Origin of the sequence: Sphingobium sp. Z007, assembly GCF_900013425.1 — a bacterium.
In the GTDB taxonomy this organism is placed as follows: Bacteria; Pseudomonadota; Alphaproteobacteria; order Sphingomonadales; family Sphingomonadaceae; genus Sphingobium.
Genome location: NZ_FBXK01000001.1, coordinates 255,584 through 280,391, shown reverse-complemented (window position 1 = coordinate 280,391; position 24,808 = coordinate 255,584). Strand labels below are relative to the sequence as shown.

General features: G+C 63.1%; 32 protein-coding genes. 3 read left to right on the top strand and 29 right to left on the bottom strand.

What is annotated here, in order from left to right; all coding sequences use genetic code 11:
* Window positions 1–26: 26 nt before the first annotated feature.
* Both CEQ44_RS01320 and CEQ44_RS01315 read right to left on the bottom strand, forming a co-directional pair.
* A complete protein-coding gene (locus tag CEQ44_RS01320; protein WP_088184927.1) occupies window positions 27–353 on the bottom strand; it encodes a hypothetical protein in 327 nt (108 codons plus the stop codon).
* A gap of 484 nt (window positions 354–837) precedes the next feature.
* Complete coding sequence (locus CEQ44_RS01315) at window positions 838–1,209, bottom strand: hypothetical protein (protein WP_088184928.1); 372 nt, start codon at window positions 1,207–1,209, stop codon at window positions 838–840.
* A 184-nt stretch (window positions 1,210–1,393) separates the two neighbouring features.
* Here CEQ44_RS01315 and CEQ44_RS01310 point away from each other — a divergent pair, with 184 nt between their 5' ends.
* Window positions 1,394–1,630: a hypothetical protein gene (locus CEQ44_RS01310; RefSeq protein ID WP_239019050.1), complete on the top strand. Its 237-nt coding sequence runs from the start codon at window positions 1,394–1,396 to the stop codon at window positions 1,628–1,630.
* Between the two features lie 17 nt (window positions 1,631–1,647).
* Here CEQ44_RS01310 and CEQ44_RS01305 read toward each other — a convergent pair whose 3' ends face one another.
* The 11 genes from CEQ44_RS01305 to CEQ44_RS01260 form a co-directional block, all read right to left on the bottom strand.
* A complete protein-coding gene (locus tag CEQ44_RS01305; RefSeq protein WP_088184930.1) occupies window positions 1,648–2,151 on the bottom strand; it encodes a hypothetical protein in 504 nt (167 codons plus the stop codon).
* A 282-nt stretch (window positions 2,152–2,433) separates the two neighbouring features.
* Window positions 2,434–3,414, bottom strand: coding sequence for an SLOG family protein (locus tag CEQ44_RS01300; protein WP_088184931.1), 981 nt, complete (start codon window positions 3,412–3,414; stop codon window positions 2,434–2,436).
* A 412-nt stretch (window positions 3,415–3,826) separates the two neighbouring features.
* Window positions 3,827–4,837 carry a DUF2493 domain-containing protein gene (locus tag CEQ44_RS01295; protein WP_088184932.1) on the bottom strand — a complete coding sequence of 337 codons (1,011 nt, stop codon included), beginning with the start codon at window positions 4,835–4,837 and terminating at the stop codon, window positions 3,827–3,829.
* 73 nt (window positions 4,838–4,910) lie between these two features.
* A complete protein-coding gene (locus tag CEQ44_RS01290; RefSeq protein ID WP_088184933.1) occupies window positions 4,911–5,192 on the bottom strand; it encodes a hypothetical protein in 282 nt (93 codons plus the stop codon).
* Between the two features lie 87 nt (window positions 5,193–5,279).
* On the bottom strand, window positions 5,280–5,750 hold the full coding sequence (locus CEQ44_RS01285; RefSeq protein WP_088184934.1) for a DUF736 domain-containing protein: 471 nt from the start codon (window positions 5,748–5,750) through the stop codon (window positions 5,280–5,282).
* 325 nt (window positions 5,751–6,075) lie between these two features.
* Entirely contained in the window at window positions 6,076–6,513 is a 438-nt protein-coding gene (locus tag CEQ44_RS01280; protein WP_254913738.1) for a hypothetical protein, read from the bottom strand.
* Between the two features lie 265 nt (window positions 6,514–6,778).
* Window positions 6,779–6,910: a hypothetical protein gene (locus CEQ44_RS24785; RefSeq protein WP_254913739.1), complete on the bottom strand. Its 132-nt coding sequence runs from the start codon at window positions 6,908–6,910 to the stop codon at window positions 6,779–6,781.
* A 71-nt stretch (window positions 6,911–6,981) separates the two neighbouring features.
* Window positions 6,982–7,932 carry a hypothetical protein gene (locus CEQ44_RS01275; protein ID WP_088184935.1) on the bottom strand — a complete coding sequence of 317 codons (951 nt, stop codon included), beginning with the start codon at window positions 7,930–7,932 and terminating at the stop codon, window positions 6,982–6,984.
* Complete coding sequence (locus CEQ44_RS01270) at window positions 7,929–8,147, bottom strand: hypothetical protein (protein ID WP_088184936.1); 219 nt, start codon at window positions 8,145–8,147, stop codon at window positions 7,929–7,931. Before CEQ44_RS01270 ends, CEQ44_RS01275 begins: the two co-directional genes overlap by 4 nt.
* Window positions 8,148–8,158: 11 nt before the next feature.
* Complete coding sequence (locus CEQ44_RS01265) at window positions 8,159–9,457, bottom strand: hypothetical protein (protein WP_088184937.1); 1,299 nt, start codon at window positions 9,455–9,457, stop codon at window positions 8,159–8,161.
* Between the two features lie 12 nt (window positions 9,458–9,469).
* Complete coding sequence (locus CEQ44_RS01260; RefSeq protein ID WP_088184938.1) at window positions 9,470–10,672, bottom strand: ATP-binding protein; 1,203 nt, start codon at window positions 10,670–10,672, stop codon at window positions 9,470–9,472.
* A 196-nt stretch (window positions 10,673–10,868) separates the two neighbouring features.
* Between CEQ44_RS01260 and CEQ44_RS24190 the strand changes: the two genes are divergently transcribed.
* Window positions 10,869–11,045, top strand: a complete 177-nt coding sequence (locus tag CEQ44_RS24190) for a hypothetical protein (RefSeq protein ID WP_176400373.1) — start codon at window positions 10,869–10,871, stop codon at window positions 11,043–11,045.
* Window positions 11,045–12,433 carry a DUF6880 family protein gene (locus CEQ44_RS01255; RefSeq protein ID WP_088184939.1) on the top strand — a complete coding sequence of 463 codons (1,389 nt, stop codon included), beginning with the start codon at window positions 11,045–11,047 and terminating at the stop codon, window positions 12,431–12,433. The genes CEQ44_RS24190 and CEQ44_RS01255 overlap by 1 nt, the downstream gene beginning before the upstream one ends.
* Before the next feature lie 20 nt (window positions 12,434–12,453).
* Here the strand turns inward: CEQ44_RS01255 and CEQ44_RS01250 are convergent, their stop codons facing one another.
* From CEQ44_RS01250 to CEQ44_RS01170, 16 genes are all read right to left on the bottom strand, one after another.
* Window positions 12,454–13,533 (bottom strand): hypothetical protein, encoded by a 1,080-nt coding sequence (locus CEQ44_RS01250; protein ID WP_088184940.1) that lies wholly within the window; start codon window positions 13,531–13,533, stop codon window positions 12,454–12,456.
* Between the two features lie 16 nt (window positions 13,534–13,549).
* Complete coding sequence (locus CEQ44_RS01245; protein ID WP_088184941.1) at window positions 13,550–14,011, bottom strand: hypothetical protein; 462 nt, start codon at window positions 14,009–14,011, stop codon at window positions 13,550–13,552.
* Between the two features lie 167 nt (window positions 14,012–14,178).
* Window positions 14,179–14,724, bottom strand: a complete 546-nt coding sequence (locus CEQ44_RS01240) for a hypothetical protein (protein WP_254913740.1) — start codon at window positions 14,722–14,724, stop codon at window positions 14,179–14,181.
* Window positions 14,711–15,094, bottom strand: coding sequence for a hypothetical protein (locus tag CEQ44_RS01235; protein ID WP_088184942.1), 384 nt, complete (start codon window positions 15,092–15,094; stop codon window positions 14,711–14,713). The genes CEQ44_RS01240 and CEQ44_RS01235 overlap by 14 nt, the downstream gene beginning before the upstream one ends.
* A 41-nt stretch (window positions 15,095–15,135) precedes the next feature.
* Window positions 15,136–16,398 carry a hypothetical protein gene (locus tag CEQ44_RS01230; protein ID WP_254913741.1) on the bottom strand — a complete coding sequence of 421 codons (1,263 nt, stop codon included), beginning with the start codon at window positions 16,396–16,398 and terminating at the stop codon, window positions 15,136–15,138.
* A gap of 270 nt (window positions 16,399–16,668) precedes the next feature.
* Window positions 16,669–17,082 (bottom strand): type II toxin-antitoxin system VapC family toxin, encoded by a 414-nt coding sequence (locus tag CEQ44_RS01225; protein ID WP_088184944.1) that lies wholly within the window; start codon window positions 17,080–17,082, stop codon window positions 16,669–16,671.
* Complete coding sequence (locus tag CEQ44_RS01220; RefSeq protein ID WP_066768550.1) at window positions 17,079–17,345, bottom strand: antitoxin; 267 nt, start codon at window positions 17,343–17,345, stop codon at window positions 17,079–17,081. The genes CEQ44_RS01225 and CEQ44_RS01220 overlap by 4 nt, the downstream gene beginning before the upstream one ends.
* Before the next feature lie 100 nt (window positions 17,346–17,445).
* Window positions 17,446–18,222, bottom strand: a complete 777-nt coding sequence (locus CEQ44_RS01215; RefSeq protein ID WP_088184974.1) for a PRTRC system ThiF family protein — start codon at window positions 18,220–18,222, stop codon at window positions 17,446–17,448.
* On the bottom strand, window positions 18,212–18,871 hold the full coding sequence (locus CEQ44_RS01210) for a PRTRC system protein A (protein WP_066768543.1): 660 nt from the start codon (window positions 18,869–18,871) through the stop codon (window positions 18,212–18,214). The genes CEQ44_RS01215 and CEQ44_RS01210 overlap by 11 nt, the downstream gene beginning before the upstream one ends.
* On the bottom strand, window positions 18,868–19,704 hold the full coding sequence (locus tag CEQ44_RS01205; RefSeq protein ID WP_088184945.1) for a PRTRC system protein B: 837 nt from the start codon (window positions 19,702–19,704) through the stop codon (window positions 18,868–18,870). The genes CEQ44_RS01210 and CEQ44_RS01205 overlap by 4 nt, the downstream gene beginning before the upstream one ends.
* A gap of 8 nt (window positions 19,705–19,712) precedes the next feature.
* Window positions 19,713–20,636, bottom strand: coding sequence for a hypothetical protein (locus CEQ44_RS01200; protein WP_254913742.1), 924 nt, complete (start codon window positions 20,634–20,636; stop codon window positions 19,713–19,715).
* A 246-nt stretch (window positions 20,637–20,882) separates the two neighbouring features.
* Entirely contained in the window at window positions 20,883–21,089 is a 207-nt protein-coding gene (locus tag CEQ44_RS01190) for a PRTRC system protein C (RefSeq protein ID WP_066768529.1), read from the bottom strand.
* Between the two features lie 45 nt (window positions 21,090–21,134).
* Window positions 21,135–21,560 carry a PRTRC system protein E gene (locus CEQ44_RS01185; RefSeq protein ID WP_088184947.1) on the bottom strand — a complete coding sequence of 142 codons (426 nt, stop codon included), beginning with the start codon at window positions 21,558–21,560 and terminating at the stop codon, window positions 21,135–21,137.
* A gap of 35 nt (window positions 21,561–21,595) precedes the next feature.
* The gene (locus CEQ44_RS01180) at window positions 21,596–23,287 is read right to left on the bottom strand and encodes a PRTRC system ParB family protein (RefSeq protein WP_088184948.1); all 1,692 of its coding nucleotides are present in this window, start codon (window positions 23,285–23,287) and stop codon (window positions 21,596–21,598) included.
* The gene (locus CEQ44_RS01175; RefSeq protein ID WP_088184949.1) at window positions 23,284–23,499 is read right to left on the bottom strand and encodes a hypothetical protein; all 216 of its coding nucleotides are present in this window, start codon (window positions 23,497–23,499) and stop codon (window positions 23,284–23,286) included. Before CEQ44_RS01175 ends, CEQ44_RS01180 begins: the two co-directional genes overlap by 4 nt.
* Window positions 23,500–23,587: 88 nt before the next feature.
* The gene (locus CEQ44_RS01170; protein ID WP_088184950.1) at window positions 23,588–24,784 is read right to left on the bottom strand and encodes a DUF932 domain-containing protein; all 1,197 of its coding nucleotides are present in this window, start codon (window positions 24,782–24,784) and stop codon (window positions 23,588–23,590) included.
* Window positions 24,785–24,808: the final 24 nt, after the last annotated feature.

The window sequence follows — 24,808 nt, the reverse complement described above, 5'->3', positions numbered from 1 at the left end:
CAGGAAAACAGGCTGAGCGGACTCGGTCAGTTGCCTCTGATGATGATGGACGGCGGCGGCGTTCCGCCTGTCTCCTCGCGGTGGCGACGGATTTCGCCGATCCCCAGTCTGATCTTCCTGGCTACAACCTCTGACATGCGCCGCACCTCGCTGGGCGTATCGAGACCAGGGACGCCCTCCAGAAACTCGGCCAGCAAAATCGTGAGCATCTGGCAGACTTCTGCTGTCCCGATATAGAGAGTGTCCCCCTTGCCCGCTTCCGGGGCGTGTTGCCTTTGCGCCGACACTTCGCAGATGGCCTTGAGCACCGCCCGGCGGAGGTCGCTGATATACTCCTCGTTCAATTCCGTCATGGTGCTGTCCTTTCTGCCGCGACAAAAAAGACCATGAATTCGGCCAGGATTCAACGGGCGTCGCCCCGCCGGTTCCGGCGTCACAGCATTCTGGGATCCGCAATGGCGTACGACGCGTATCACGAAATTCCCGAAGTCGTTTCAATACGATATGTGGCCCCGTGTGAGCCCTGTGTTCAGCGTACGACAGCCCACCGGTTCGACGTGTGACATGTGATACAGACTTATCTCGATGTTTTCAGGGCATAATGCGCCCGCAGCACCCGTGCGTAGGGTCCATTACAAAACGGCCTTGCGCCGTGCGTCCCGCCTTACGCAGCGCGCTCGCGCTGCGCAGCCTCGTGCCGGAAGGCGCGGGGCAACCTTCCTTCTGGAGATTGGTGTTCACCGCCGCAGCGGCTCGAGGGACAAAGGCCATGGGTGGGGGTTCCCTGCAAGCAAAAAAGGGGCCGGACGCGAGCCCGACCCCGGAAGTCATTCGCTACTATTCGCCCGGGCATGGAGGCTCCGGATCGCTGAGGAAAATATTATGATGGGCGTTGTAAACGATCTGCGCGGTCTCGTCGGTCCGCCCCTGTACCTTGAGGATTAAATAGGCATTTGAGGTCGCGGCGATCCAGCCCAGATCATGGGCCTTGGTCGTCGCCTCATCATAATCAGCGTCGCATTCGCCGGTGATGACAAGGTCGTGAGTCACCGGGTCGGTGTAGCCGGTGTAGCAACCGGCATAGTGATCCGCCCGTCTGACCTGTTCCTCGATCTGGCGGATGAGCGCGAAACCTCTGATCTGCGCGGCCCGGTAATCGGGGTCATTGGGTTCGACAAAGCGATCGAGGTGGGGTTCGGCGGTGGACATGACCGTCTCCTTGCCTCCCTTGCCTGCGCACGGGAGGAACGATGGGAAGATGAGATCTTGGGAAGGAGGGAGCTGCAGATTGCAGTCGCCGGTGCCGTTAAAAGCGTCGATCGCCCCTTGCCTTGCACAGTGACTCTGGCAGAATGCGGCGCGACGGGCAGGCCATCGGGGAAGGACGATGGACATGCCAAAGATGACGGAAAGGGATCGGCTTGCCGATCTGGAAGCGCGTCAGCGCAAGCTGACGCAGGACCTGGAAAGTGCCCGCAGCGCCCTGCGCGGCAAATATGCTGCGATCGTGAATGACCTGCCCGTCGAGAAACTCACGGAACGGGAGTTCCGCGAGCTTCTGACGCACGCGATCCGGGTCGGTGGTGGCAGCGCGTTAACAGCGCTCAAGGGACTGTCGCCAGCCACCTGATGTACTGAAACGGATTGTCAAAGATGCCGGCAGGGGTGCGCTTCGAGGAACGCGCTCCTGTCGGAATCCGACCGGAGGGTGATGAACCGCTCTTCCGGCGTGAGCCAGATAAGAATGAAGCATCGCCGCGCTGCCAGTCGATGGATGTTGGCAAGGCTTCCCCGACTGCGACCGTCCCAGATCACAAGACCGCAGGATGCATCCCTCGCCATCGCCTTGTCTTTGGGGGTATGGAAAGCGGCGGTGCCTTTCCTGCCGAGGGAAGGGATGTTTCGCACGGACCATGCGCCGACATTGTTGCGAGGTCCATCGCCTGAACAATAGACCGCGACGGAATCGATATTTCGATCGGCAAGGAAGCGTTGGACGGCACGGTCCGCACCGCGCGCATCCCCGATCAGGATAGGAAGCCGGCGATCGAGAATGCCACTGATACGCTCGATGACGGGTTCGGGAAGCGATGCGATCGAAAGTGATCCCGAAACGAAGACGCCGGCATGGGAGGGGGTGTGTTCGGACATGGCTTTGATCTCCTCAACTGAGCCACCCCTCCCCAGCCCTCCTCTCCTCTGGTTGGAGGGCTGGGCGTTGCAGGCACGACCATCCCCGCCGAAACGGCACCCGAAGGGTGTCCCTGCGACGAGCACGGCGGAGCCGCGCGCAGGAGGCCGGGACCGGTAGGCGGTTCCGCATCGCGTCCGCGACGGACCCGCTTGCGGGTCCCTGAGCGGGTGCGAATGTGACGATCGAGAAAAAGAAATGAGGATCGGCCCGGTAAACCGGACCGATCCTCTTGGGATAACTCACTGCGCCTCCCATCCCTGATCGCTGAGCGTGACGAACCGGGCCGGGATACGCTTCTCCCTGACGAGGCGCGCGAGGTGCGATTGCAGACCTGATCCTTCGCAAACCAGCGCCTCGACGGGCCGCAGTCCGACCATCTGCTCGTTGCGTACGAACCCTGCTCTCTTGCCCAGCTTCGCACTGAGGCGGAACGTGATGAGCTTCACCTTTCGGGAGGCTGCCCATGCTGCGGCCATGGCGTCGCATCCCTTGTCCTGCGCCGTCGTGGCCAGCACCATCTTCGGATTGCGGGATTTCGCTTCGTCGAGTTTGCCCCAGATGAGGCGGTCGTCGAACCAGCAGTCCGCCCCGCCGGAGAAGATCACGATGGGCCCTTGCGGGTTGTGCGCGTCGGTTCGGCGCTGGCGGCGGGCGGCGAGGAAATCGGTGGCGGCTATGACCGAGGCGGTGCGCTTGCTCGACACCAGCGATCCTTTGGGCGCGGACCACGGCCGCCCGGTTTCGGTGTGGAAGACGTCGGCGGCGTGATCCCGCATGCACCGCAGGGCGTCGGTGGCTTCGTCGAGATATTCGAGTTCATCGCGTGCCTGCTCGAGCTCGACACCGTGGATTTCGCTGCCGTCGGCGCGCCGCAGCAGGTCCTGAACATCGCGCATCGCCTTGTCGGCCTGGCCCTGCCACTGGTCGGCGACGTGATGGAAACTGTTGACGATGCCCCATGCGAGGCGTTCGGCGGCGGGCTGCAACCGTGTGTCCCGCAGCACGTCAAAGAGTGTCGTGACAATGAGTTCGACGGCAAGCTGTGCTTCCCTCGGATCGGGCATGTCGGTCGCCATCTCCTCCTCGCCGCGCCCGATGCGGACGCCGTCGAGGTCGGAGGCGAAGGCGGCGTGGAAGTCGTCGGTGGTGGGCGCGGTCTCCTGCGCGATGAATTCGGCGATGTCGGAGAATGGGCGGACGCTGCGGTTGATCTTCGTCATGTGAACCTCCTTTTGAAACGAAAGAGGTCCCCCCTTGGGCACGGGCTCCGAGCGGCGGGGTCAAGGATCGCGGAGCGACCGGCGCAGCCGGCGATGGGGGTCACGATTTTTTTGGGCGGCCACCCTCATCGCAGAGGAAGCGCGCCGCTGGACCCGCCCAAAAAAATGGTGGGGCCCCGTCGTCCTTGAGGCCGACGCGGTCCCGTGCCACCATTGGAATTCTTGAGAGAGAGAAGAGGCTTTGCGAATCTGGGGCTCGATGCCCCTGATTCGCAAATGGGTGCCTCCAGGCGCCCGCCTCGCGGGGAGCACTGCCAACCCTTGACCTCATCGCCGCGACCAGCATCTCCCGCATAAAAACGGGGACAGCGCGCAGCGCCGCCCCCGACGGGATGACTGAAGTTTGCAGAAGTTACGCTGCCCGACGTAGCCGACCCCGTTGCGGTGGAGCGACCTTTTCGACCGGAGCCTGATCCGCTTTGCGGAACGCATGGATCGGGACGTCTGCTTTACGCAGGGCCTGATAAAGGTTGGCCTGAATACCCGACCCTTCACCCAGCAGGGCTTCGACAGGCTTCAGGTCCACCAGCTTGCGATTGCGGGCAAAGGGTGCACCGCGCCCTGATCCTGTCAACGAATAGGTCACGAGCTGCACGTCGCGACTGCCTGCCCATGAGGCCACGATCGCATCGAAACCCTTGCGCTGCGCGGTCGTTACCAGCGTCATGTGCGGGATGCGCTCGAGGATAGTATCGAGCCTGTCCCAGAGGAGTTGCCAGTCGTGCCATTCCGCATGGCCCGAGGCGATGACGATCGGCCCTCGGGGGCGGTACCGCTCGCGTGTCGCAAGCTCTCGGGCGCGCAGAAAATCCTGTATCGACACCTGCGTGGCGGTCGCCACCTTGGAGACGCGCGACCCACGTGCGGGTGACCATGGACGGCCCGATAGTGCATGAAAGGTCTCGGCGGCATAGTCGCGCATGCACTCGACCGCCTCGCGCTGTTCGGTCAACGACTGGCACAGCAGCTGTTTCTCTTCCAGTTCGGTATTGAATACCTCCGAAGGCTCCGTCCGACGGATCATGTCGCGCAGTTCGTCGGCCAGCATGTCCTCCTGTCGCTCGAGCTTGCCCGCGACGAAATGGAAGCTGTTGACCATGCCCCATGCGATCTCGGGCGCGAGCGCGTCGAGGCGGGTATCGGTCAACAGATCAAAGATGGTGGCGATCACCCCGGCGCAATCGGCCTGCGCGTGAAGCGGTTCGGGCATGTCATGCTCCCCGGGTTCATCGCCAGGGCTGATGATCGAAAGCGGCATGGGATCGCCGAAGGCGCGCCTGAATTCCGGGGTTGCCGTCATCTCGGCAATCAGTGCCGGAAGGTCTGCGAAGCGGCTGATGCTGCGCGAGCGGTCTTGGGTCATGGGACTTCTCCCTTTCATGTAAAAAAGAAAAAGGGGCGCAGACGCGCTGGCGTCCGCCCCCCATGGTGTCGGATCAGTGCATGCTCGCCCGAGCGCGCGCGACGAATATCGAGCGCGTCAGGACGGCATCGACGATTTGCGCCGCATGCGGCGCGAAGGGTGTGCCATCGAGCAGGTCGTAGATAGCCGCGATGACCTCGCCGCAGGTGACCCCGACCGGGATCGCTGGCGTGCGGGTCGTGGTGGCGATTTGCGGCGTGAGCAGGTCCGCAATGGCGGGACTGGCCATGATCGCGGCACAGAGCGCGGAGAGATCTGCGAACGGGGCGAGGTCATGCAAGGAGGAAAGCGACATGGACTGTCTCCTCATGGACGAGAAAAAGAATGGGCCGGGGAAGCCTGACGCCTCCCCGGCCCGGAACCGGCTCCGATCAACGGATGATCAGAACGGGTCCTCCTCGCCGAACGGCGCGCCGGCACCGGTCAGTTCGCCTTCAGTACCTGCGGTACTGTCGCCGAAGCCGCCCTGATCGCGCGAGCCGCGATCGTCATAATTGGTGCGGCTGGTCCCCATGCCTCCGCCGAAGTCGGACCGCATGTTCTCGCGCCGCCACGCGACCATGTAGCCGCCATGATCCGCCTGGAAGAGCGCGATCGGCAGCGGTTCGGGCAGGCTGGGGTCGTCGATGTTGCCGGCAAGGAACACCTCACCGGTACGCTTCGAGGCGGCCTCCCACAGTGCGCCGACCTGAACCCAGCGACGCGCGACATTCAGCGCGAGGATCTCGAAGACGGGGGCCTTCTCATTCTCGCTCATGACCTTGCGCAGCCCGATGCGGGGGAGATCGATCGTGCGGGTGGCGATCGAGCCCGTCAGGCGGCCGTTCTGATTGAAGATTTCACCGATGTTCATCGTCTTGACCTTTCGAATGTCGCTCGAAATCCATTTTCCGGCGACACCCTCCCCGGTCCTTCTCTCCTCTATGTCCCGCCCTCGCCCCGCGCACCGCCCGTTCGCGGCCAGGCACTCCCGTTCCCGCTGGCGCGACGCCGCCCCGCCTGCCCCACGCTCGACGCCGCGTCCCGCCCACAACTCTGCGTGACCACTGCGGTATGGCGCGGAGCCGGGGTGGAAGGTACCGGGCCGAAGATGGGTTGGGGAGCGAGGCTGGAGGCGCGGCGGTAGCCGCGCTGGCGCTACGGTCGCTGGAGTGCCTGTAGCGGGGCGCGTCGCAGGATCAGGCGGTTCCGGCCGGCGTTGTGGGCGTGACCGGAACCACCTGCACACACTGGTGCGTCCCCAGTATCGCGAGCAACTGGCTGATGGCGGCGGCCCGCGCGGCGGAATCTGGGAATATCTCGATGGTGTAGGCGCCGCGCCCGAACATATCGCCCTGATCTGCTGCTAGTGCGACATGATCGGCGGGCCAATGGCAGAGCAGAAGCCAGGGCCAGCCCGCGATGGTGGTATCGAAGAGCGCGAAGACGATATCGATGGTGGTGAGCGCGGACGCTCTGCGATCGAGCAGATCGGGCACGATCGGCGCGGGTCGATCTGCCTGGAGGAAGGCCTCGAACTCCTGCCGCTCCTCAATAGTCTCCAGGATTACGGGATAATAGCGCCCGAGTGGCAGGCTGGCCGACGCAAAGGCCGCGGGAATATCGATCAGCAGCACATCGGGCAGAGTCGCGATAGCCCGTGTATAAAAATGTCGGTTATTCGTGATATCGTCAGAAAGACGCACGACTCATAACCAGCGAGAAAGCTTTTGCTGCACGCTCTTCACCCAGATACGAAGTTTCCCATGACGTCGAAGCACAAGCTGAATTGAGGCGGGCCGGCTTTCCGGTTCGACGTGGAATGCGCCGGCGTGGCCGGGGGGCGTCTCACGAAGGGTAGACGGCAGATCATCCTCGGAAAAAAGGCTGGCTTGCCGCGTGTCAGACATCGAGGGTCATTCCCATGTTCCAGCCTGTTCCCTCTATCGAGATATTGCAGTCGGCGCGTCCGAATGCTGCATGGTTCAGGGATAGAATAAATTCAACGCAAATGACAGCCGTGAAGCCGATCATACCAATGATCGGGCATGGTCAATTTCATGAAAATGCGCCGCTACCGCCTAACAAAGATCAGGACCGACACATCAGTCAGCCTCTCTGACCTCGTCCAGGTCGTTGGTAATATTTGAAGCGTATGCCAGCCCCGCGTTGAAGCGTTCGATCCATGTCTGGATATGTGATCGCTGCTCGATCGGGACGGCTGCTGCGGCCCGCTGGAACTCGAGAAGATCGAGGGGCGCGTTGGCAATGATCGCATCGATCTCGCTAGCATCGAGCAATCCCTCGTTGCGGATGAACGCGGTCATCGATCCGGGACGCTTTTTCGTCGATTTGCGCCATAGTCCTTCAACGGTTCGAAGCCGCGGTGCGGCGCGCGCTTCAAGCAGAACGATGAGGCGCAACTCCTCGCGCGGCAGCGCGCGGACCTCTGAAATCTGCATGGCCGCGCAGAAAAAACATGAGCTTTTATAGAAACTTGGCAGGCCAGCATGCGCGATAATGCGCTCGCAATCCTCGCGTGTGAAGCCCCACTCCCGAAGCGGATATCTGTACTCATAGAGGTCCGAGATATGACCTGCTCGATGGGCGTAGCGCTGATTGTCACGCGTTGAGCAGTCGTAGCCGATCAAGCGAATAACCTTCTGCCCATTGGCCCAGGCATGCTGTGCCGGAGGCCAGGCCTTAACCCATTTATCCTGGGGCGAGATTTTATGACGGGCACTGCAGCTATGCTGGCCGAAGCTGATCGACGGCAATGTGCCATTTGTCAGGCAAGCATCGAGCAGCGACGTATAGGGCGGCCAATGTTTGAAGAACCGGGCCTGATATTCGACGATCTCGTTGGGAACACCATGATCGTCCATCCACTGACGGAAGACGGGAATGAACCGTCGCGTATGGGGCTGCTCGGGCATCGCGGCTAGCAACGTCATGTCTGGGATTTCGCCCCGACGGACAAGTTCGATGATCATCGCGGTGGAATTGGTGCCCGCGCCCCATGCCGCGACGACGGGCGCGCGCTTGCCCGAACTCATGCGACCATGGCCAGCCAGCGGTCCGGCCAGACCGGCGGCCGCATTGTAACCTTAAATGCCTGCAGGGGCCGGGCGCCATGCACGACATAATGCGGCACGCCGGTCGCACGTCGCAGTTGCTGCGCCGTTTTGAGGGCGTGATCGAAGGAACATAAGCGGCCGCGACAAGGCGACAACCGGGCGGGCAGATCGGACAGCGGCATCATGGCCTCCATGCGAGACAGGGTCAGGCGGCGAACGGAAGATCGGCATCGACCGCTGCAGCGGGCTCGAGCGCAAGCAGGCTCTGAAGCGTCACAGGCGCTCGCTTTGCCCGCCGGGTCCTGGGGCCTCGTGCGGGCCTCGCCGGATCGTTGAACCGGCAGCCGATACGCGCGGCGTGCTTGCCGATGACGGCAGGATCGCGGCCAAGCGCCTGGGCGACATCGACCATCGACACGCCATGGGTCCAGGCATTACGGATCGCCCTGTCCTCCGCAGGGATGAACGCGCGCATGAAGCCGTGCGTGAGGCCCATCCGATTGGCATGGTAGAGGACGGCGCGCACACCGCGACCCAGATTTTCGGCAATTTCGCGTGTCGGAACCTTGCCATAGTCCGCTCGCAGCCGGGCTTCTTCCTCGGCCGTCCAGACAGGGCCCTGCCGGAAACCATCCCGATGGACATGGGTGCCACGCAAACCCAGCGCTTCCGCACGCCAGCGAATGGAATGCGGGCTGCGTCCGAGCCGTTCCCGCAGCGGCGTCAGGCTCTTGCCGGTCGCATAGGCGTGGCGGAGGAACTCGTCTTCCTCGGTGATCCAGGGACGGCCCCAGCCCCTGCCGTAACCGAGTTTACGAAGTCGCTGCCCGAGGCTGCGGCTGTTACGGGCCGGGAAACCTTCGGTCGTCAGAAGCTGCGCGATGGCGACATATCGTGCACCGGTGGCCGCAAGTTCGAGTGCGCGAGTCATTTCCGCTTCGCTCCAGTCGCCCGGCTGGCAGGCATGACGTAGTCCCAATGCCGAAGCGCGCGAAATGACGCCGGCGAACGGGCGGCCGATCAGGCTGGCAATCTGGGCGACAGGAACGCCCTTCTCGTAGCCGACGCGAAGTTGTGCTTCTTCCCATCCACTATAGGGTGGGTATCCGGGCTCGGACAGGTCCAGCAGCCGTGCGCGGGCATAGAGGGCACTTACACCGCGGCCGAGCCGGGCGGCCACCGTTGCCGTCGGTTCGTGCGCATAGCAGCGTGCCATCTCTTCGTCGTCCCAATCCGTCCAAGACCGCCGCGAATGACGGCGCAGGCCAAGATCATGGATACGGGTGGCGACACCTGCCCGGGGCCTGCCAAGCATAGCCGCGATCTCGTCGATCGTGTGATCTTCGGCGAATGCTGCGCGCAGGCGATTTGTCTCGTCGGGGAGCCATGCGTCCGCACGGAAGGCCAGCTCGGCGAGCGGCGCGGTCGGGACAGCTTCCGCTTCGGGGACAAAGGGCTTCAGTTCGACGATATCGGCGTCGAGATCCAAGCTGTTATGGGTCATGGTGCGCTCCCTTCAGACCAGGCCGACGACGGGCGTATCGACGACGCGCAGGCGCAACCGGGCCGACAGACGCGCAATACGCGTATCCCCGCGCGGCATCGTGTCGGACGCCCCGATGGCAGCGAGCAGATCCAGCCCGGCGTCGACATCATTGGCCGGAAGCGCAAGATGGCGGGCAAGATCGTCGGACGTGGTGGCGTTAGGTGCAATGTTGCCCAAGGCGCCGACAATGCGTGCGGCGGCGGGAGCGGCAGGGTCGAGCAGAAAGGCGTCGAGCGCGCGCTGCCCCCGCATGGCGGCATGGGTGGTCCTTGCCGGCGCAACCTCCCGCAGATTTTCAAGGTCGAGCAGAGTGCGGCTCTCGTCTGGACCGAGGTCGGCAGCGGCAACCAGATCAGGCGTGCGGCCAGTATGCGGCGTGATCGTCGAGTCGATCTTCGCCAGCACGGGCGTGGGGGCCAGCGCGGGGCCGAAGGCGAAAAACTCGCCAGGTGGAAGCTGGCGCAGAAGCGCAGCCTGGTCGCTCCCGAAGCCGAGCAGATCGGCGGCGCGCGCGACATCACGGTCGAAGACGTTGAGGCCGATCAGGTGATTGTGCAATTCGGAGACGACGGAACTGGCGAGCTTGGCCAATCGCTGGGTGGCCACGATCGTGCCTATCCCGCGTTTGCGGCCCCGCGCGCACATGTCGGTGAGCGTGGCAACGCCGAGGCGGCGGGTCTCGGCATCGCGCGCAGAGGCGGCCATGTGCGGCGCGAGCAGATGCGCCTCGTCGATGCAGACCAGCACCGTGTTGCCCCAATGCTCGCGCGGCGCCGAAAGCAGCCCGGCGAAAAAGGCGGCGGACTTCTCGATACGCTGGTCGGGCTCCAGGTCGGTGAGGTCGAGATGCAGCGCGATACGATGCTGGCGGGTCCGCAGTCCCACCGCGGTCAGGCCATCATTGGCATAGTCGCGGGCTATAACGGTGGTCGCGCCGATATGAGCCGCAAGGTTGGCAAACTCACCTTCCGGGTCGATGATGATCGTGGTGAGATAATCGAAGGCTTCCTCGACGATCCGGCGCAGCGTCTGGCTCTTGCCGGCGCCGGATGATCCCTGGATGAGGCAGCGCCCGGACATGAGCTTGCCGAGATCGAGTTCAAGCTGGCCGGTCGAGCAACGGCCAAGCGGGACGCGGGCGTCGCGCGTGAAATTGCTGGTGGCGACGTTCATCGGGCATATTCCTTTACCGGCCGCCCAAGACAGCTATTCATATGGAGTGTGGCGGGAACCATCATGGCGATCTCCTTCCGGGGCTGTCCGAATGGACCCTCGCTTCCATTCACCCCCTTCCCTCCGGTCGGATTGCATGCCGGACAGATTTACGTTCCGGTTTTCAGACGCATGTCATTGCGGCAAAGAGACGGGCATGCCTGATTCTCCGGATTCGAAACTGAACCAACTGCTTCGCCGCTTGCCTGACTGGATACGCCGCGATCTCGCTTCCACAGACGCTTCACGCCGAACGCGTGCGGAAGACTCGCTGCACGCCATGCTGATGCCTCTGATCGCCGACGAGCGCGCGGCGGGGAAAGACGCAGGTTGATGGCAGCAAGCGGGAAGGCCTCGCGCAGTTCGACCAGGCTGACGCTCGAAAATCTGGAGAGCCTGGGTGCGGCCCGGCTGGCGCGGTTGGTGCTGAACCAGGCCGAGGCGGATCCGATCTTTGCGCGTGCCGCGCGCATGGAACTGGCGGCAAAGGACGACAGCGGCGCGCTGGCGCATGAGATCGAGAAACGCTTGAAGACCATCCGCCGGTCGCGCAGTTTCATCGAATGGGACAACGTGCGGCCGCTCGCCCAGGAGCTCGACCAGCTGCGCGCCAGCATAACAGGGCCGCTGGCCGAAGCATCGGCGGCTCGGGCGATCGACCTCATGCGCCTGTTCCTCAGCCTTGCTGAGCCAGTGTTCGAACGCGCTGATGACAGCAGCGGTACTTTGGGCGTCGTGTTTCGGCAGGGCGGCGAAGATCTGGGAAAACTCTGGTGCCGCGCCGGAGCGCCGGAACCAGCAATCCTCGCTGATGATATTCTCACGCTGATCGAGAGCGACGGCTATGGCGTGTTCGATGAGTTGCCTGAGGCCGCCTCCCCTGCGCTGGGCAAGGAGGGCCGGGCGGCATTGCGACACCTGCTATTGGACCGTCAGGAGACGCTGACGGGAACGGAACGGCGCAGCTTCGACTATAAGGCCGGTTGGCTCCTGCCCAAACTCGCCGACCTCGATGACGATGTCGATGCCTATATCGCCACGGTCGATCCCGAGCGGCGTAACGCGCTGCTCAATGCGAAGGTCGCTGAGCGACTGATCGCGCATGGACGCGCCGAGGAAGCGCTCGGCTGGATCGATGCGCCGACCGAACGCGGGCATAACGAGCGTGAGCTTTCCGACCTCAGGCTACGCGCTTTCATCGCCTTGGGCCGCAGGGAAGACGCGCAGGCGCAGCGCAAGGCGATTTTCGATCGCTGGCTGGATGTGACAGCGCTGCGCGACTGGCTGAAGTACCTGCCCGATTTCGAGGATCTTGACGCGGAGCAGCAGGCGCTCGATCAGGCAATGGCGTTCGATCCCAGCGTTAGCGCGCTCGCATTTCTGGTCGAATGGCCGGATCTGGAACGCGCCGGCCAACTGGTCCGGGATCGGATCGATCGGCTGGATGGGCGTGCCTATGACGTCCTGCGGCCCTGCGCCGAGGCCCTGTCGTCGAGCGATCCGGTCGCCGCCACCCTTCTCTACCGCCGCCTGGTCATTGGCGTGCTCGATCGCGGCGCCTCGAAATATTACGCCTATGCCGTGCGGGATTTCGTGGCTGCTGGCAAGCTCGCGGACGGCGTTGATGGCGGGTCAGATATCATGTGCCATGCTGACTGGGTTGATTTTCTGCGCAAGAGCCATGGGCGCAAAATGGGCTTTTGGAGCCAGATTCCAGCCTGAGGGATGATACCCGGCCAGTTCTACCAGTCGTGGACCGGTAGGTCATCCAGGCTGACCGCGTCGCAATCGAGCAGGACGAAACGGAAACCCCGATCGCGGCCGAACGCGATCAGGCGCAGCAGGTCCTCCGGCAATTGCGCGCGGCGTTCCTTAGCCAGTTCGCGTGTCGGCACGAACCAACCATAGACCGAGGCTGCGATATCGATCGGACGCTCGCTTGGCGGCCAGGACGCCCATTTGTCGAGGCGGTCGGCGGTCTGAAAGGTCAAATGGGCGGTTGAAAGGACGCAATAGGTTCCGGTTTCGGGGAACTGCGGGATGCGAAGGGGAATTATCGGCGGTTCCAACGTCACGCGATCGGTTGAACAGCTCTCATGCCCATGATCGTCGAAATAGGTCTCGATGATATCCCTGTCTGAAAGACTATGCGGATCGCTGTCGTCGCCGATCTCCCTCCACCATTCACGGCAATAGGCAGCGACTTGTGCGTCAAGCGCATTCGCATCGAGAGCGACATGCAGGTTCGTGCCGTGCCGGTGTTCGATGACTGCGACATGGACATCGATCGGCCAGGGCAAGGGCGAGGATGACAGCCGTCTCTCGGCGTGGGCAATGTCCCAGATCAGCGCATTGGAGCCGTCGGCGGTCAGACTGGTCGGCGTCTCCAGGGCAGCCCGCGCACGTTCCAACAGCGCGAGATGTTCGGGCCGGCCGACGCGTACAGGGGCCTTTACGGATGCCCCCTTCCGGGCAGCGGCGCTTTCAGCCCCGGGTATGTCCCGGTGGGCGCTGGCGGTTCGGATGGCAGGATGGCGCGGATCCGACCAGTCGATCGTGTCGACGATCCACTGCGGCACGAAATCCCAGTCGAAGGAGAAGGGAGAGCTCTCCTGAGCCTGGTACCAGGCGGCATCGACCACATCTGTCCAGCCTACGACAATCAGGCGCAGGCCAGACGTGCCAAGAACGTCGAAGGATTTGCGGATCGCCAGCGCACGTTCGATCGCGCAAGGTTCGGCATCGGGCCGGTCGCGCAACTCTAGCACCGCTTCCCAAAGACAAGCAGCCGCTTCGAGATGGGATAGTGTGTAATGGCTCATGGATAGGGTTCCTGTGTCAGGCTGCGCGGCGATCGTCACCCTGGTAGAGGCCGAGGTCGGGAGGCATCAGCACGTCGATGCGGGGAGCGATTGCGTCGAAGGCCGCGTTGAGATCGATGGTCGTGGCCCGATGAACGGCACTTCCCGGATCATGATCGAGCAGAAGCATGAGCGGTGCCAGATGGGTCACCATCTCGGGGAAGATCGACCGCAGGATTATGGCTTCGACGCGCCTGCCGACGAGGTTGAGCCGGGCGGCAAGACCGCAGGGGACGGCAAGGTTCCGCTCGAACCAGCGATCGGGCGCGATCGTGTCGGCGATCCGGGTACAGGGCAGACGAGTGGTCGGGGTCTGGACATGCAGGATGGCGACACGATGCCGGCGCGCGGGATCGATCTCATCCAACGGGACCAATGCGCGATAAGAATAGCGAGGATTCGACCCGGTTATACGCGTCCGCGAAGCGATGATCTCCATCGGAAAACCTCCTGTTGGTGAGGGAATGGCGGCATTCTGCCGCCCGGCTTCCTCATCCATTCCCCCTCTCCTTTTGCGACCATGTCCCTGCGAGGTCCCACCCTCTGACGGGCGCGGGCCCAACGCGGTGCCGGATGGCTAGAGACCGGAAGGCCGGATAGCCGGGATCATGGGGCGGATGTCGCGCTCCAATTGTCGTAAAGAGGCTTGTCGCCAGGGTGCCACGGTCCCGCGAGCCAGATCCTGCCGTTATAGCTGATTCGGGCTACGACCCTGTCGCCGATGGCGAGCTCGCCCTCGGGGAATTCGCTGGCGCCCAGACCGCTGTGATCGCGCCGGCCGCAATAGCAGTGCGAGGCGTCGGCCCAATCGCGTGCCGCAATATCGGGAAATCCCGGCTGCCGCACCACCAGCGGCATCCTGCCGCGATCACTGCCTGCTCTACCAAGGGCGCGCAGGATATGGCCCGCATAGGTAGCAACCGCTGCCCAGTAGGCAGCAGTGAATGCCTTGCGCCGATCCCAGCTTTGCCGGGACTTCGACCGTGCGTCCTGCCGAAGATCACGAAGCAGCCATGCAAGGACTGTCCGTATATCGGGATCAATAGCGGCGAGAACACGGGCAGCTGGAAGGGCCAGGACAGGATTGCGGACTTCGGCCCGGGTCGATCTGGGCGCGTGCCGTTCATTCCCGGCCGGATCAGTGGTCATCATCCGCCGGTCCGGATAGAAGGATGACTGCGATCGACGGTTTGCTCGTCAGCTCTTCGGAGCGACTGTCGTAGGCGCGTGTGTCGCCATGGCCGATCGTGAAGATATCGAAGACGGGTGTCGGCGCGCCGCGCGCATCGGGCACGGTGGCGGCTGCATCATGATATTGGATATCGACGAAGCGAGCCGGCCCGCCCGTGACATAGGGCCCGAAATAGAAGGTTATGCGCCTTCCTTCGCTGGTTCTAGCCGAAAGGTTGAAGCCACCGTCAGGGATGTCTATGGGCAAGGTCGGAACGGCGTTGAACGCCGCGAAACCGATCGCCTGCGCGTCGCGGGCGGTCATGACAGGCAAAGAGGTGATGTCGTTCATCTGAGTTCCCATTGTGATCGGATGCAAGGGTCAGGGAGATGTCAGGCGGCTATTGCGTGATGCTGCGGGATGGCGGCTGCGAACCGACGCAGCATGATCGTCATGGCCTTTCGCAGATGAGCCTTGTTGGTGATGACCGTCTCGGGAACCAGCGGTTCGCCTTGCGGTGTCATGAAGCCCAATGCGGGGGTTCCGTCACGCAGTTCCACAACGATCCGGTGCCCGCGAGGCTCGGCGGGTCCTGCATAGCGCGTCACGAACTCGCCAAGCCGCCCCGAGAGGCCCTGAGCGATTTTGGTCCAGCGGATATGCCCGCTGGCCATCATCTCACCGTCGCCCAATCCACGATCGAGCCAGGCGCGGAACTGCACACGCTGTTGGATCGCCGAATTGCGCGTGCGCTCCATCGTTCGGCAGAGTGGCAGCAGGCTGGCATGGCCATCGATCCAGGCAAGATCATCGCCTTCTGCCACCACCAGCAGATCGTCAGGCTCGACACCGTCAAGCAGGGCGCGCAACTGATCGGAGGGTTTTGCAATCTCGGCGGAAAGACCACCTTCCCATAGATGGAAACCACGCGCAGCAGCGGCGATGATGATCTTTCCCGCCTGATGCCCTGACTGCGCCTGCAGCATTTCCATCAAACCCTTGGAGGCATCGGATGCGATGGTCACGCCGATGATCAGGATGCGCTTCGACCAACGGCTGGGGCGCGGTCCGTCCGTAGGGAGCGGCCAACTGCTGGGAAGGGGTCTTGAAAGCGCGGGATGTAAAGGAAACGCCAATGGTTCTGTCTTACGCGCGGCGGCAGCGTAGGCGCGCCTGGCCGCATCGAACAGATCATCGAAACAGCCACCGCCGTCACGGAAACCCTGAGCATAGGCAGGTGACGTTTCACATTGCCGAGTGGAGAAATCCCGAGGCTGCCAGCCCGCATGTGCCGCATACCAGCCGTTTGCGTAACGGATGGCGGCGTTCCAATTATAGCCGTGTAGATCGCGCCCGTTCAGAATTGCCTGGTCACACGGCTGGTTGCCGCCTTTGGCGACACGGCTCTCGATACAGGCAAAGTTTGCCAGCTGTCTGTCGCGCTCGGCTTCCTCGCGGATCGTGTCGTTGAACGGACGCAGCGCCGCAACGCGCGCCCGGCTCCGCGCCATGCGTTCGTCCAGCGGCGCATGGGGCGGCAAGTTCGGATAATCCGTCCATACCGACGCCAGTATCTGGGCATGACCTGGACGGCGACCATGTGCGATCCAGCAAGCCGCGTCTGCGGGGTCAAAGGCACCAACGTCGGCCGTCACAACACAAGGCCCGGCGGAAACGGCGCGGTGCATTCTCCGGTCGATAGCTCCGGGCTGCAAGGCCGACTATGCCGACGGTGGTGGTACGGAGTGAGCATAAGGACGATCTCCCTGGGATCACCCCCTATCTTCCCCCTTCCCCTTCGTGTCCGCTCGCGAGGCGAAGCTTGTCGGCAGAGCGTGATCCGGCGCTTCACGGCATGATCGCGCTCGACCGTAAATCAGCTCGGTCGTAGTTGACCGGATAGTGGTAGAGTTAGCCCACGCCGGTTACGCTTGCGGCTCGAGCCAGTTCTCGATCTCGAGGCCCCGGATACGCCGGAATTCATCGACATTGGCGGTAACCAGTATAGCGCTGACAGCATAAGCATGCGCGGCGATGAGCAGGTCGTTTGGGCCGATGGGGCGGCCCGCCGCCTCCAGTTCGGCACGAATGCCGCCATATTCAGCATCGGCGGGAACATCGAACGGCAGAATTTCAATACCGGCAAGGATCGCCTCGACCTGCGCGAGCAGCTTTGCCGAGCCTTTCTTAGCGCAGCCGTAGCGCAATTCTGCCGCAGTGATCACGCTGATGCACAGACGGTCGCTACCGATCTTGACGATCTTCTCGAATACGCGCCCCTGCGGGTTGCGAACGAGGTCCGACACGATGTTCGTGTCGAGCATGTAGCGTGTGCTCACAAATCGACATCCTTGAGCGGCAGCAGCGTCGCGTCGAGATCCTCGGGAAAATCATCGTCAGGGGCGAGCGGCGCAAGTGCCTTGAGGATATCGACCAGATTGGCTCTGGGTTCAGGTTCGATGATGAGCTTGTCGCCCTCCTTGTGGATGAGAACGCGGCTCCCGGAAAACTCGAACTCCGCCGGGATGCGTACGGCCTGGCTGCGGTTGTTGCGAAACAGCTTCGCCTCGCGAACGACACTGGTGGAAATGGGTTGAGCCATCGGGCGCGCCTCCTTGCATATGCCATGTATATACCAAAAGCCGTCACCGGCCACAATGACCTATGATGCGGCGCGACTTATGGACGCGAGCGAGCATCATTTAGTGCCGACGGCAACCTGCGACGCCATGCATCAGCGGGATGGCGACGGTTTGGCCGATGGCAAGATTGATGAAGGCGCCCGCATGTCCGATCGACCCGCGCCCTAGAAGATCGAACAGCAGGGCAAGCGCGTGGCTTGCCAGGATACGATTGACGAAAAGCGATTGGCGTTCGAGGGCCTCGGCGACCGAACAGGATGGGGCATCGTCTTCGGCAACAGCCTCGTCCGCCAGTTCCGGAAAGGTTTCGAGCACGGTCGGAAGGCGGTCAGTACGTTTGTCAGTCGAGTTACCTGGGCAACCGATCAGATACTGCCCGTCGCTCGCACGATTGCCGAGGTCCATCCAGTAAGCGGGGCTGCTATGGCCATTCTCCAGCGCCGCCCCCAGCGTACGCCGCGCCGAAGCGGTATCGACACAGGTGATGAGGATATCGGCGCCTTCGATCCCGATCGCGTCAGGTGCGCGACCGTGCACTGCCTTCCAGGAAAGCCCATGCGCGAGGTTGATGCGTTCGGTCAGTGTGTGGGCCTTCGAGTTGCCAATGTCACAGCGATAGAAGGGCTGGCGACCGAGATTCGCCTCGGTCACGATATCGTCGTCGACGACGGTGACGTCGAGAGACCGGGTCGAGATCGCGCGGAGCGCGGTGTCGAGCGAGGCGAGTCCCATGAGCATCTGGGCGCCGTTCCCGCCGCAACCCACCAGCAGGACACGAATAGCCCGATTCTCGAAGTCAGCGTGTAGATAGTGACGCGCGCGGATATCAGCTTGCATGACCATCTCCAGAGAAGGGGCTGCGCGGCAGCGGCAGGAACATCCCCCCTGCGCAAAGACGCGAGGCAGCGAGGGGACTACCGGCGTGATCAAGCCGACCGAAGACAAGCGAGATTTTGGTTGAATGTGCATCATCGACGTCGTCGGTGGCGCTGAAGAAGGCCGGTCCTGCCGCGTGACTATGAATATCACAGATCAGGTGCCAGTCGGATCGCAGGATCGGCGGGTGATAGACGAGACGCGAGGGCGTCGCCTCGTCGATTATCGGGAACTCGACTGAGAATTCCCGCGTGACCGCGTTCCAGAGGATAAACGCCGCGGACTCATTGGGTAACGCCCCACGTAGATGTTCCAATATGCGCTTGAGCAGTTCACCGGGAATCAGTCCGCACCGCAGGTCGGCCCTCGGTGTGCCGGCGCTGCCATAAGGGAGGTAGGCCGAGATTGGCGGCGTGACCCACGCATCGAGCGCGAGCCAGGGACGGCGCAGGATCAGCATGACGCCGTCGTGGCCGACCAAAAGTCCATGACCGGCACGCGCTGTCCGAAGCGCTTCGATAGCCGGCGATCGGCCTTGCGACGGGACGGGATAGCAGGGCATCGCGGCAAGCAGCGCAGCGGCTGTCGGGTCATCGGTGAGCGAAGTCATCGCCGGTTCCAGCGGGCGATCAAGGCTCCGACGGTTACAGGGGCTGGCGCAGTGCGCCGTACGTTTGGTCCTGGCTGCCGGCGCCCGGCGAAACTGAGAGGTTTGAGACGGCCGACCGGGAAGCGCTTCGCGCCGCGCGCGGCGAGGTCGTCCCAGAGCCGGATGAGTCCTCCCTTGCCGGTAACAGTGCGTTCCTGCCCGGGATTAGGATGCGTCGACCAGCTTTCGAATACAGCGCGCTCAAAGTCCGGGATGGAGGCGATGCTAAGCGATCCGGGCCTGGGGATATTGCCCCAGCATAGCTGTCCGCCGACGAACACATTAAGAATAGGTGAGTGCAACAACCGCGTCTCGGCCGTCGGGCGTGCATTCGTCGGCAGGGCGTAGACGCCGAGGCCCGATCGGGTGGCGACGAACAGATGCGCGGGATAGGGCACAGGTACGATGTTCCTTTCGTGCAGGACACGGAGCCCGTCAGGCGGAGATGATAGTGCGAACCAGGCCGGGCGCACCTGCGGGGGAACCCACCAGGCGAGCATATCGGCGTGGGCGACCAGCATGTTGTCGGGAAGAAGCTCGGGCGCCACGCTCCGTCCAAGCGCTTCGGTCCATTGCCGCAAATGCGCACGGGTGAGCGGCACGCCGGCCGCGATCGTCGGATGGTCTTCGTGGGTCTGGTCGACCGCATGGATGCTGGCGAAGGCGCAATCGTCCTGTGTCGACGCGCCATAGGCTTGAGGGATTCGGGATCCCTGGTTCCGGTAGAGCAGGATGGCGTTCGTCAGGATCATGCCGCCGCTCGTCGCTTCGAAATGGGTGCTGTGGTCAGGCATAATGCGCCTCACAATGTGGTTGGATCGAGCCGGATCAGGTCTTGGGCGGCAACGAGGAACTGCGCGCCGAGCCGCAGGGAGGTGAACCAGTCGTCGATGCGATCGGCCGCCGACAGTGGACAGATCCCGGCGATGTCCATGAAGCCCATCTCCATGCCGTTACGGGCGATGTCGTCGAGTTCACGGGCGAATTGCTCGAAGGGCACGAGCGTCAACGGCGGCAGAGAGGAACATTCCTCATAGCCCGGGATGTAATCCTGGATGATCTCGAAATCGCAGTTCCAGGCATTGCGTGCGCTCTCAAGACCCCCGAGCGCCTTGGATGTCCGTCCGAGTGCGTTCAGCCTGCGGCGTAGCGCGCCCGGCAGTCGCTTCGATGGCGCCGCATTGGCTGCGATCATCCACGCAGGCCGCCGAGCGTTCATCTCCGAGGGCAGCACCATATTTTCGAGATCGTCGGCATCTGCGCCGTGATAAGCGATCAGGCTCTGGCGGGCAGCGTCGTCTTCGGTTTCGCCATCCCAATAGTACATCGCGATCTCGTCGAAGAGGAATGGGTAGCCGTAGATGGGCAATACTCGGCCAAGGTTCCGTTCCAGCGCCCGATAAGCAGCGGCGCGCCAGGCAACAGGCGCATCGCCGGTTTCGATCCAGCCGAGATCGATCTGCCCCAGGCTCTCACAGATAATGGCAATCGCGGGTGGACCGCCCTGCTCGCCGCCTTGAAGGACGACGACGCGCAGATCGACCAGATCAACGGAATTGAGGACGTCGAGCACGGTAGCGTCGAAGACCCGCTCGATATGCCGACGCGCGGCCGGACGGGTGAGCGTCCGCATCGTTTTTTCGAGCGACAGAGCCCACCGGCCGACCAGTTCGTGATGGGGACCCAGCGGCTGGTCGAAGAGAACGGGAACGTCAGTAGAGAGCACGACCGACGTGCCGGCGAGGTCAGCCGAGCGGCGGCAGACGCAGAGCGGATGGGGGTTGGAGGGGCTCTCGGACTTCGCCCGGACCGCTATCCGGGGGGAGCGCGATCTTGGCGTGGAGGGTCCGGCTCGCGGCGCTGCAGGCAGGCCGGGTAAAGCTGGGCGTGTCGCCATCGTCAGCCTCGATCCATTGGCACAATGTCCTGTGTTGTGTGGGCGGTATAGGGGTTCCGGCACGCCGCGCCATGGTCAGCCCTTGGTGCCGACGGCACGGCGATATTCGGTGATATGGGCGCCCCCAATAATGCCGGTATCGACCATCTCAGCGTTGAGGATCGCCGGGTAGAGCGTGGCATGATAGGTACGCAGGGCGTTGCGGTCGTCGGCGAGATGGGGCGGCACCGGCAGGTCGATGCCGTCATATCGATAGGCCCGGGTGAGATGATTGATCTGCATGGCAAGCCTCGTTGGCAATGGTGTTGGAAAAATCGGGCGGCTGTCTCACCAGAGGCTGGCGGGTTCCTCGGCCGTGGCGTCGGCTGGCGGATTATTCGCTGCTGATGCTTTCACGGGCGTGGCAGGCACGGCCTGTTTGGCCGCCGCGGTGTTCGGCTTCGCGGCTTGCGCAGCGGCGGTCCGCGCAAGCTCGGCCGCCTGGCGTTGCTCGGCGATCTGGTCGGCGAGTGTTTTGCGCGAGGCCATAAGCTGCCCCAATGCGCCATCTGCGCCTCGTCCGAGTTCCGCATCGATTTCTGCGGCGCTCGCCGTGATCGAGATCGGGCGGGCCTCGCCGGTTTCGAGATTTTGGGCCACCCCTGCCACCTTGCGGGGCATAATGGTTAGAGTGACGGTGTCGTCGGGGCCTGCGACGAGATCGAAGCCGAGCGAATAGTGGCTTAGCAGCGGAAGCAGGCTGGTAATCAGCATGATATCTGTCCTTCTCGTGAAAATGCAAAAGCAGATCAGGCGGCGAGCTTTGAGGGCACCGCAGGAGCGGCGTCGCCCGGAGGTGGTCCATATCGTCCATCGAGCGTCATGCAGCTCGGCAGGCGTCCCGCCCATTTGAAGCCGATGGGGCCGAGCATACCGGCGATGAGGTCGGACTTTTTGCCCCCCAGCCGTTTGGCGAACGCCTTTTCGCCCATATGCGCGATCAGGCCGCATTCGCGAGCGATGAACCTCAGTTCATCCTTGGTGTATCGCTCAAGAAAAGCCTTATCGACCTGCCAGGTGGCGCGCAGATCGACGTCGAAGGCGCGGGCGAGGTCGGCAACATGTTCGAAATTTACCACGTCCTTGGCATAGGCCGCGCCGATCGCCGACAATATGGTGGCTGCCTGGGCTTCCTCGAGTTCGCCGATCACCGTGATTTTGGCGCGATAATCGAGGCCGGGGAATGCGGCGTCGACCAGCAGGCCCGAGCGCGCCTTGAGGGTTTCCGCCTTGATCTGCGGCAACGTGCCCGACATCGCGGCAACCAGGATCGCACTCTGGGCATGCGCGCTATTGCCCGCAAGCGCCCTTGCAACCGCAGTGCGCCACATGGCTTCGCGCAGTTCGACGGTACGGTCTGCGATCGATTTGGCGGTGACAGTCGATTTGGACGCCGTCGGCGCGCTATTCGCTTTGCCGGCCGCGACGGACGGGGCAGATGCGACCATCCGGCTTCTTACTGGAGAGCCGGTCCCATCGCCTGACATCTCCTTGCCGTCGCCCCTAGCTTCATTGATGACGTCGTCCTGCTCTTCATCGTCAGCGTCATCGTCTGCATCATCATCTTTCACACGGCGCACCGCCGCCCGCGCGGCCTTGTCGGCGCGTTCCTGTTCCTCGAAGCGGAGCATTTCCGCCGACTGGGTCTTGAGTTCGAAGCATGCCGCGTTGGTGCAGTGGCCATCGTCGATATGGGTCTCGAAGAGCGCCCGCTGCGTTGCCGAATTGAACGGGCAGGTCATGCATTCGCTCTTGTCGAAACTGGCGCTGGCGAGAACCTGCGTGACGCGCATCAGCAGGTCGCGTGTCTTGCTCACGTCCAGGCCGGAGCTCAGGATCGTATCGAGCGCCTTGTCCTGCTTGTCAGCGGGCACGGCGGCGAGCAGTTCGGCATGGCCGACCTTGATCCGGCGTTCGTCGAGCGCGCGCTTGACGGTATCGGAGAGGTTACCCAGAGCAAGACGGCGGTCGAGCTTGGCTTTCGACCAGCCGAGCCGGCGCGCGGCTTCGGCCCGATCGTCCTGGCAGGCCGCGAGCACGCGCACGGCGGCATCGGCCTGCTCGGTTTCCGATGCGTCGTCGCGCACGTCGTTTTCGTCGATCGCTGCCTCAAGGGCTTCCTGATCGGTCATCTCTCGGATGACGACGGGAATTTCGCCCTCAGGCCCGAAGGCTTCCAAGGCCGCCCGGTAGCGACGCCCGCCTGCGACGATGAGATAGCTGTCGCTCGCATCCTTGGTCGGACGAACCAGTATCGGCTGGAGCATTCCGCGCAGGCGCAGCGACGCGACGAGCTCGTCATGCTTCGTGCTGTCGAAATAACGGCGGGGATTATATCCGACGGAGATGTTAGCGAGTGGCAAAGTCGTGATGGGTGGGGGCGATGCGGCGATGAGGGCAGAGAGCCCTGTTCCCAGACGCTGGGTGCGATTGCGGGTCATGAGTCGGACCGAACGGTGGCGGAACGGCTGAGGCCGGGAATGCGCGGGTTGTCATAAACGCTGTTTACGGACATTTGCAGCGCCTGCTGGCGGGCGCTGAACCAGGTCGAGGCGGTGACCGCGTAGGTCTGGCTGGCAAAGTGCTCGCCGTCGCTGAAGAAGGCGACGTCCACGGCAAAATCATTCAGGCAAACATCGGATTGGGCGCGCATCGCCTTATCCTTTCATGAGCGATAGCCGCCCCGGTCGTAGACCGGAGCGGGCGTTGGAGGAGAAATTCGGGAAATCCCAAGCCGGACGTCAGAGCGCCTGTTCGAGCAGCTTCCTGGCCTTGCCCTCGAGTTCGAGGCGGCTGTCCTGATGGGGTTTTGAACGTGCCACAGCGGTGATGCCTTGCACGAAATCGTACAGGCTTTCCGGGGGATGCCCCTCCTCCGCCATTACCGTCTGGATGATCTTCGTCGTCTCGGCCTTGGTGAAGCCGCGGCGGCGCAGGAAAGTATCGCGGTCCTCATCCTTGCGCGCGACGATGCGTTCCCGCGCGGCCTTGATCCCGGTGATGAAATGCTGCGGCGAGGAGTTCGCGAAATGCTCGAGCGCGGGCGCAGCCTGGTGAGAGAAACGGGCGGCCGCGAATTTCGAGTGACGGATGTTCACCTCCTCGAAATTCTCGACGCCCCACAGGCACCTATTGGCGCAAACTCCTCGTAGGTAGAAGGTCGCGATGCCGAGCGTTTTGGAGCCGACCTCGGAGTTCCACGCGTAAAATCCGCGAAAATAGAGATCGGGATCGCCGTTGGGCAGCTTACCAGCCTCGATCGGGTGCGTGTCGTCGACCAGAAATACGAACACATCCCTGTCCGAGGCGTAGAGCGTCGTCGTATCCCTGGTGATGTCGACGAAGGGGTTATAGGTCATACTGCCCCACTGGATCGTTCCGGGCACCTTCCAGCGTGTGTCACCGACACCGTCGCCGGCGAAAGCCATGATCGCCTGCACGAGTTCATGGTCGAAAATACGGCCATACTCGCTGCCAGTGGCGGCGCGCAGTTCGGTGCGGCCATCGTCGGTCTGAAGCAGTTTCACCTGTTCGCCGCGATGGGTGATGAGGCCGTGTTGCAGGTTGATCCCGGCCAGAGCGGCGGGAAGCTGGCGTAGATAGGAGGCCGGCGCACCGACGAGGCTGGATATCTGGCCGAAGGACCAGTTGGTCGGTGCGACAGGCCGTCCATCCCCCGGCGCGATCAGCATCAGCCGTTCGGGATTGTCGCTCCTGGCTTCGACCCGGATCGCGCGACTTTCGACGATGCGCGTGGTCGAGTGATCGGCGCGGGCGCGAACGCTGTCATAAAGACTGGAAAGCGAGAGAAATTTCTCGTCATCGGGCCGTGAGAACCATTCCGAGGATACGCGGCCGCTGCGGCCACCGCGCGACACATCGATGTGATAGGGTGCGGACACGGGGGGCGTGTCATTCAAGCGGGCAAGGCTCGCCATGGGAACCATCTCCTGGAGCTAGAG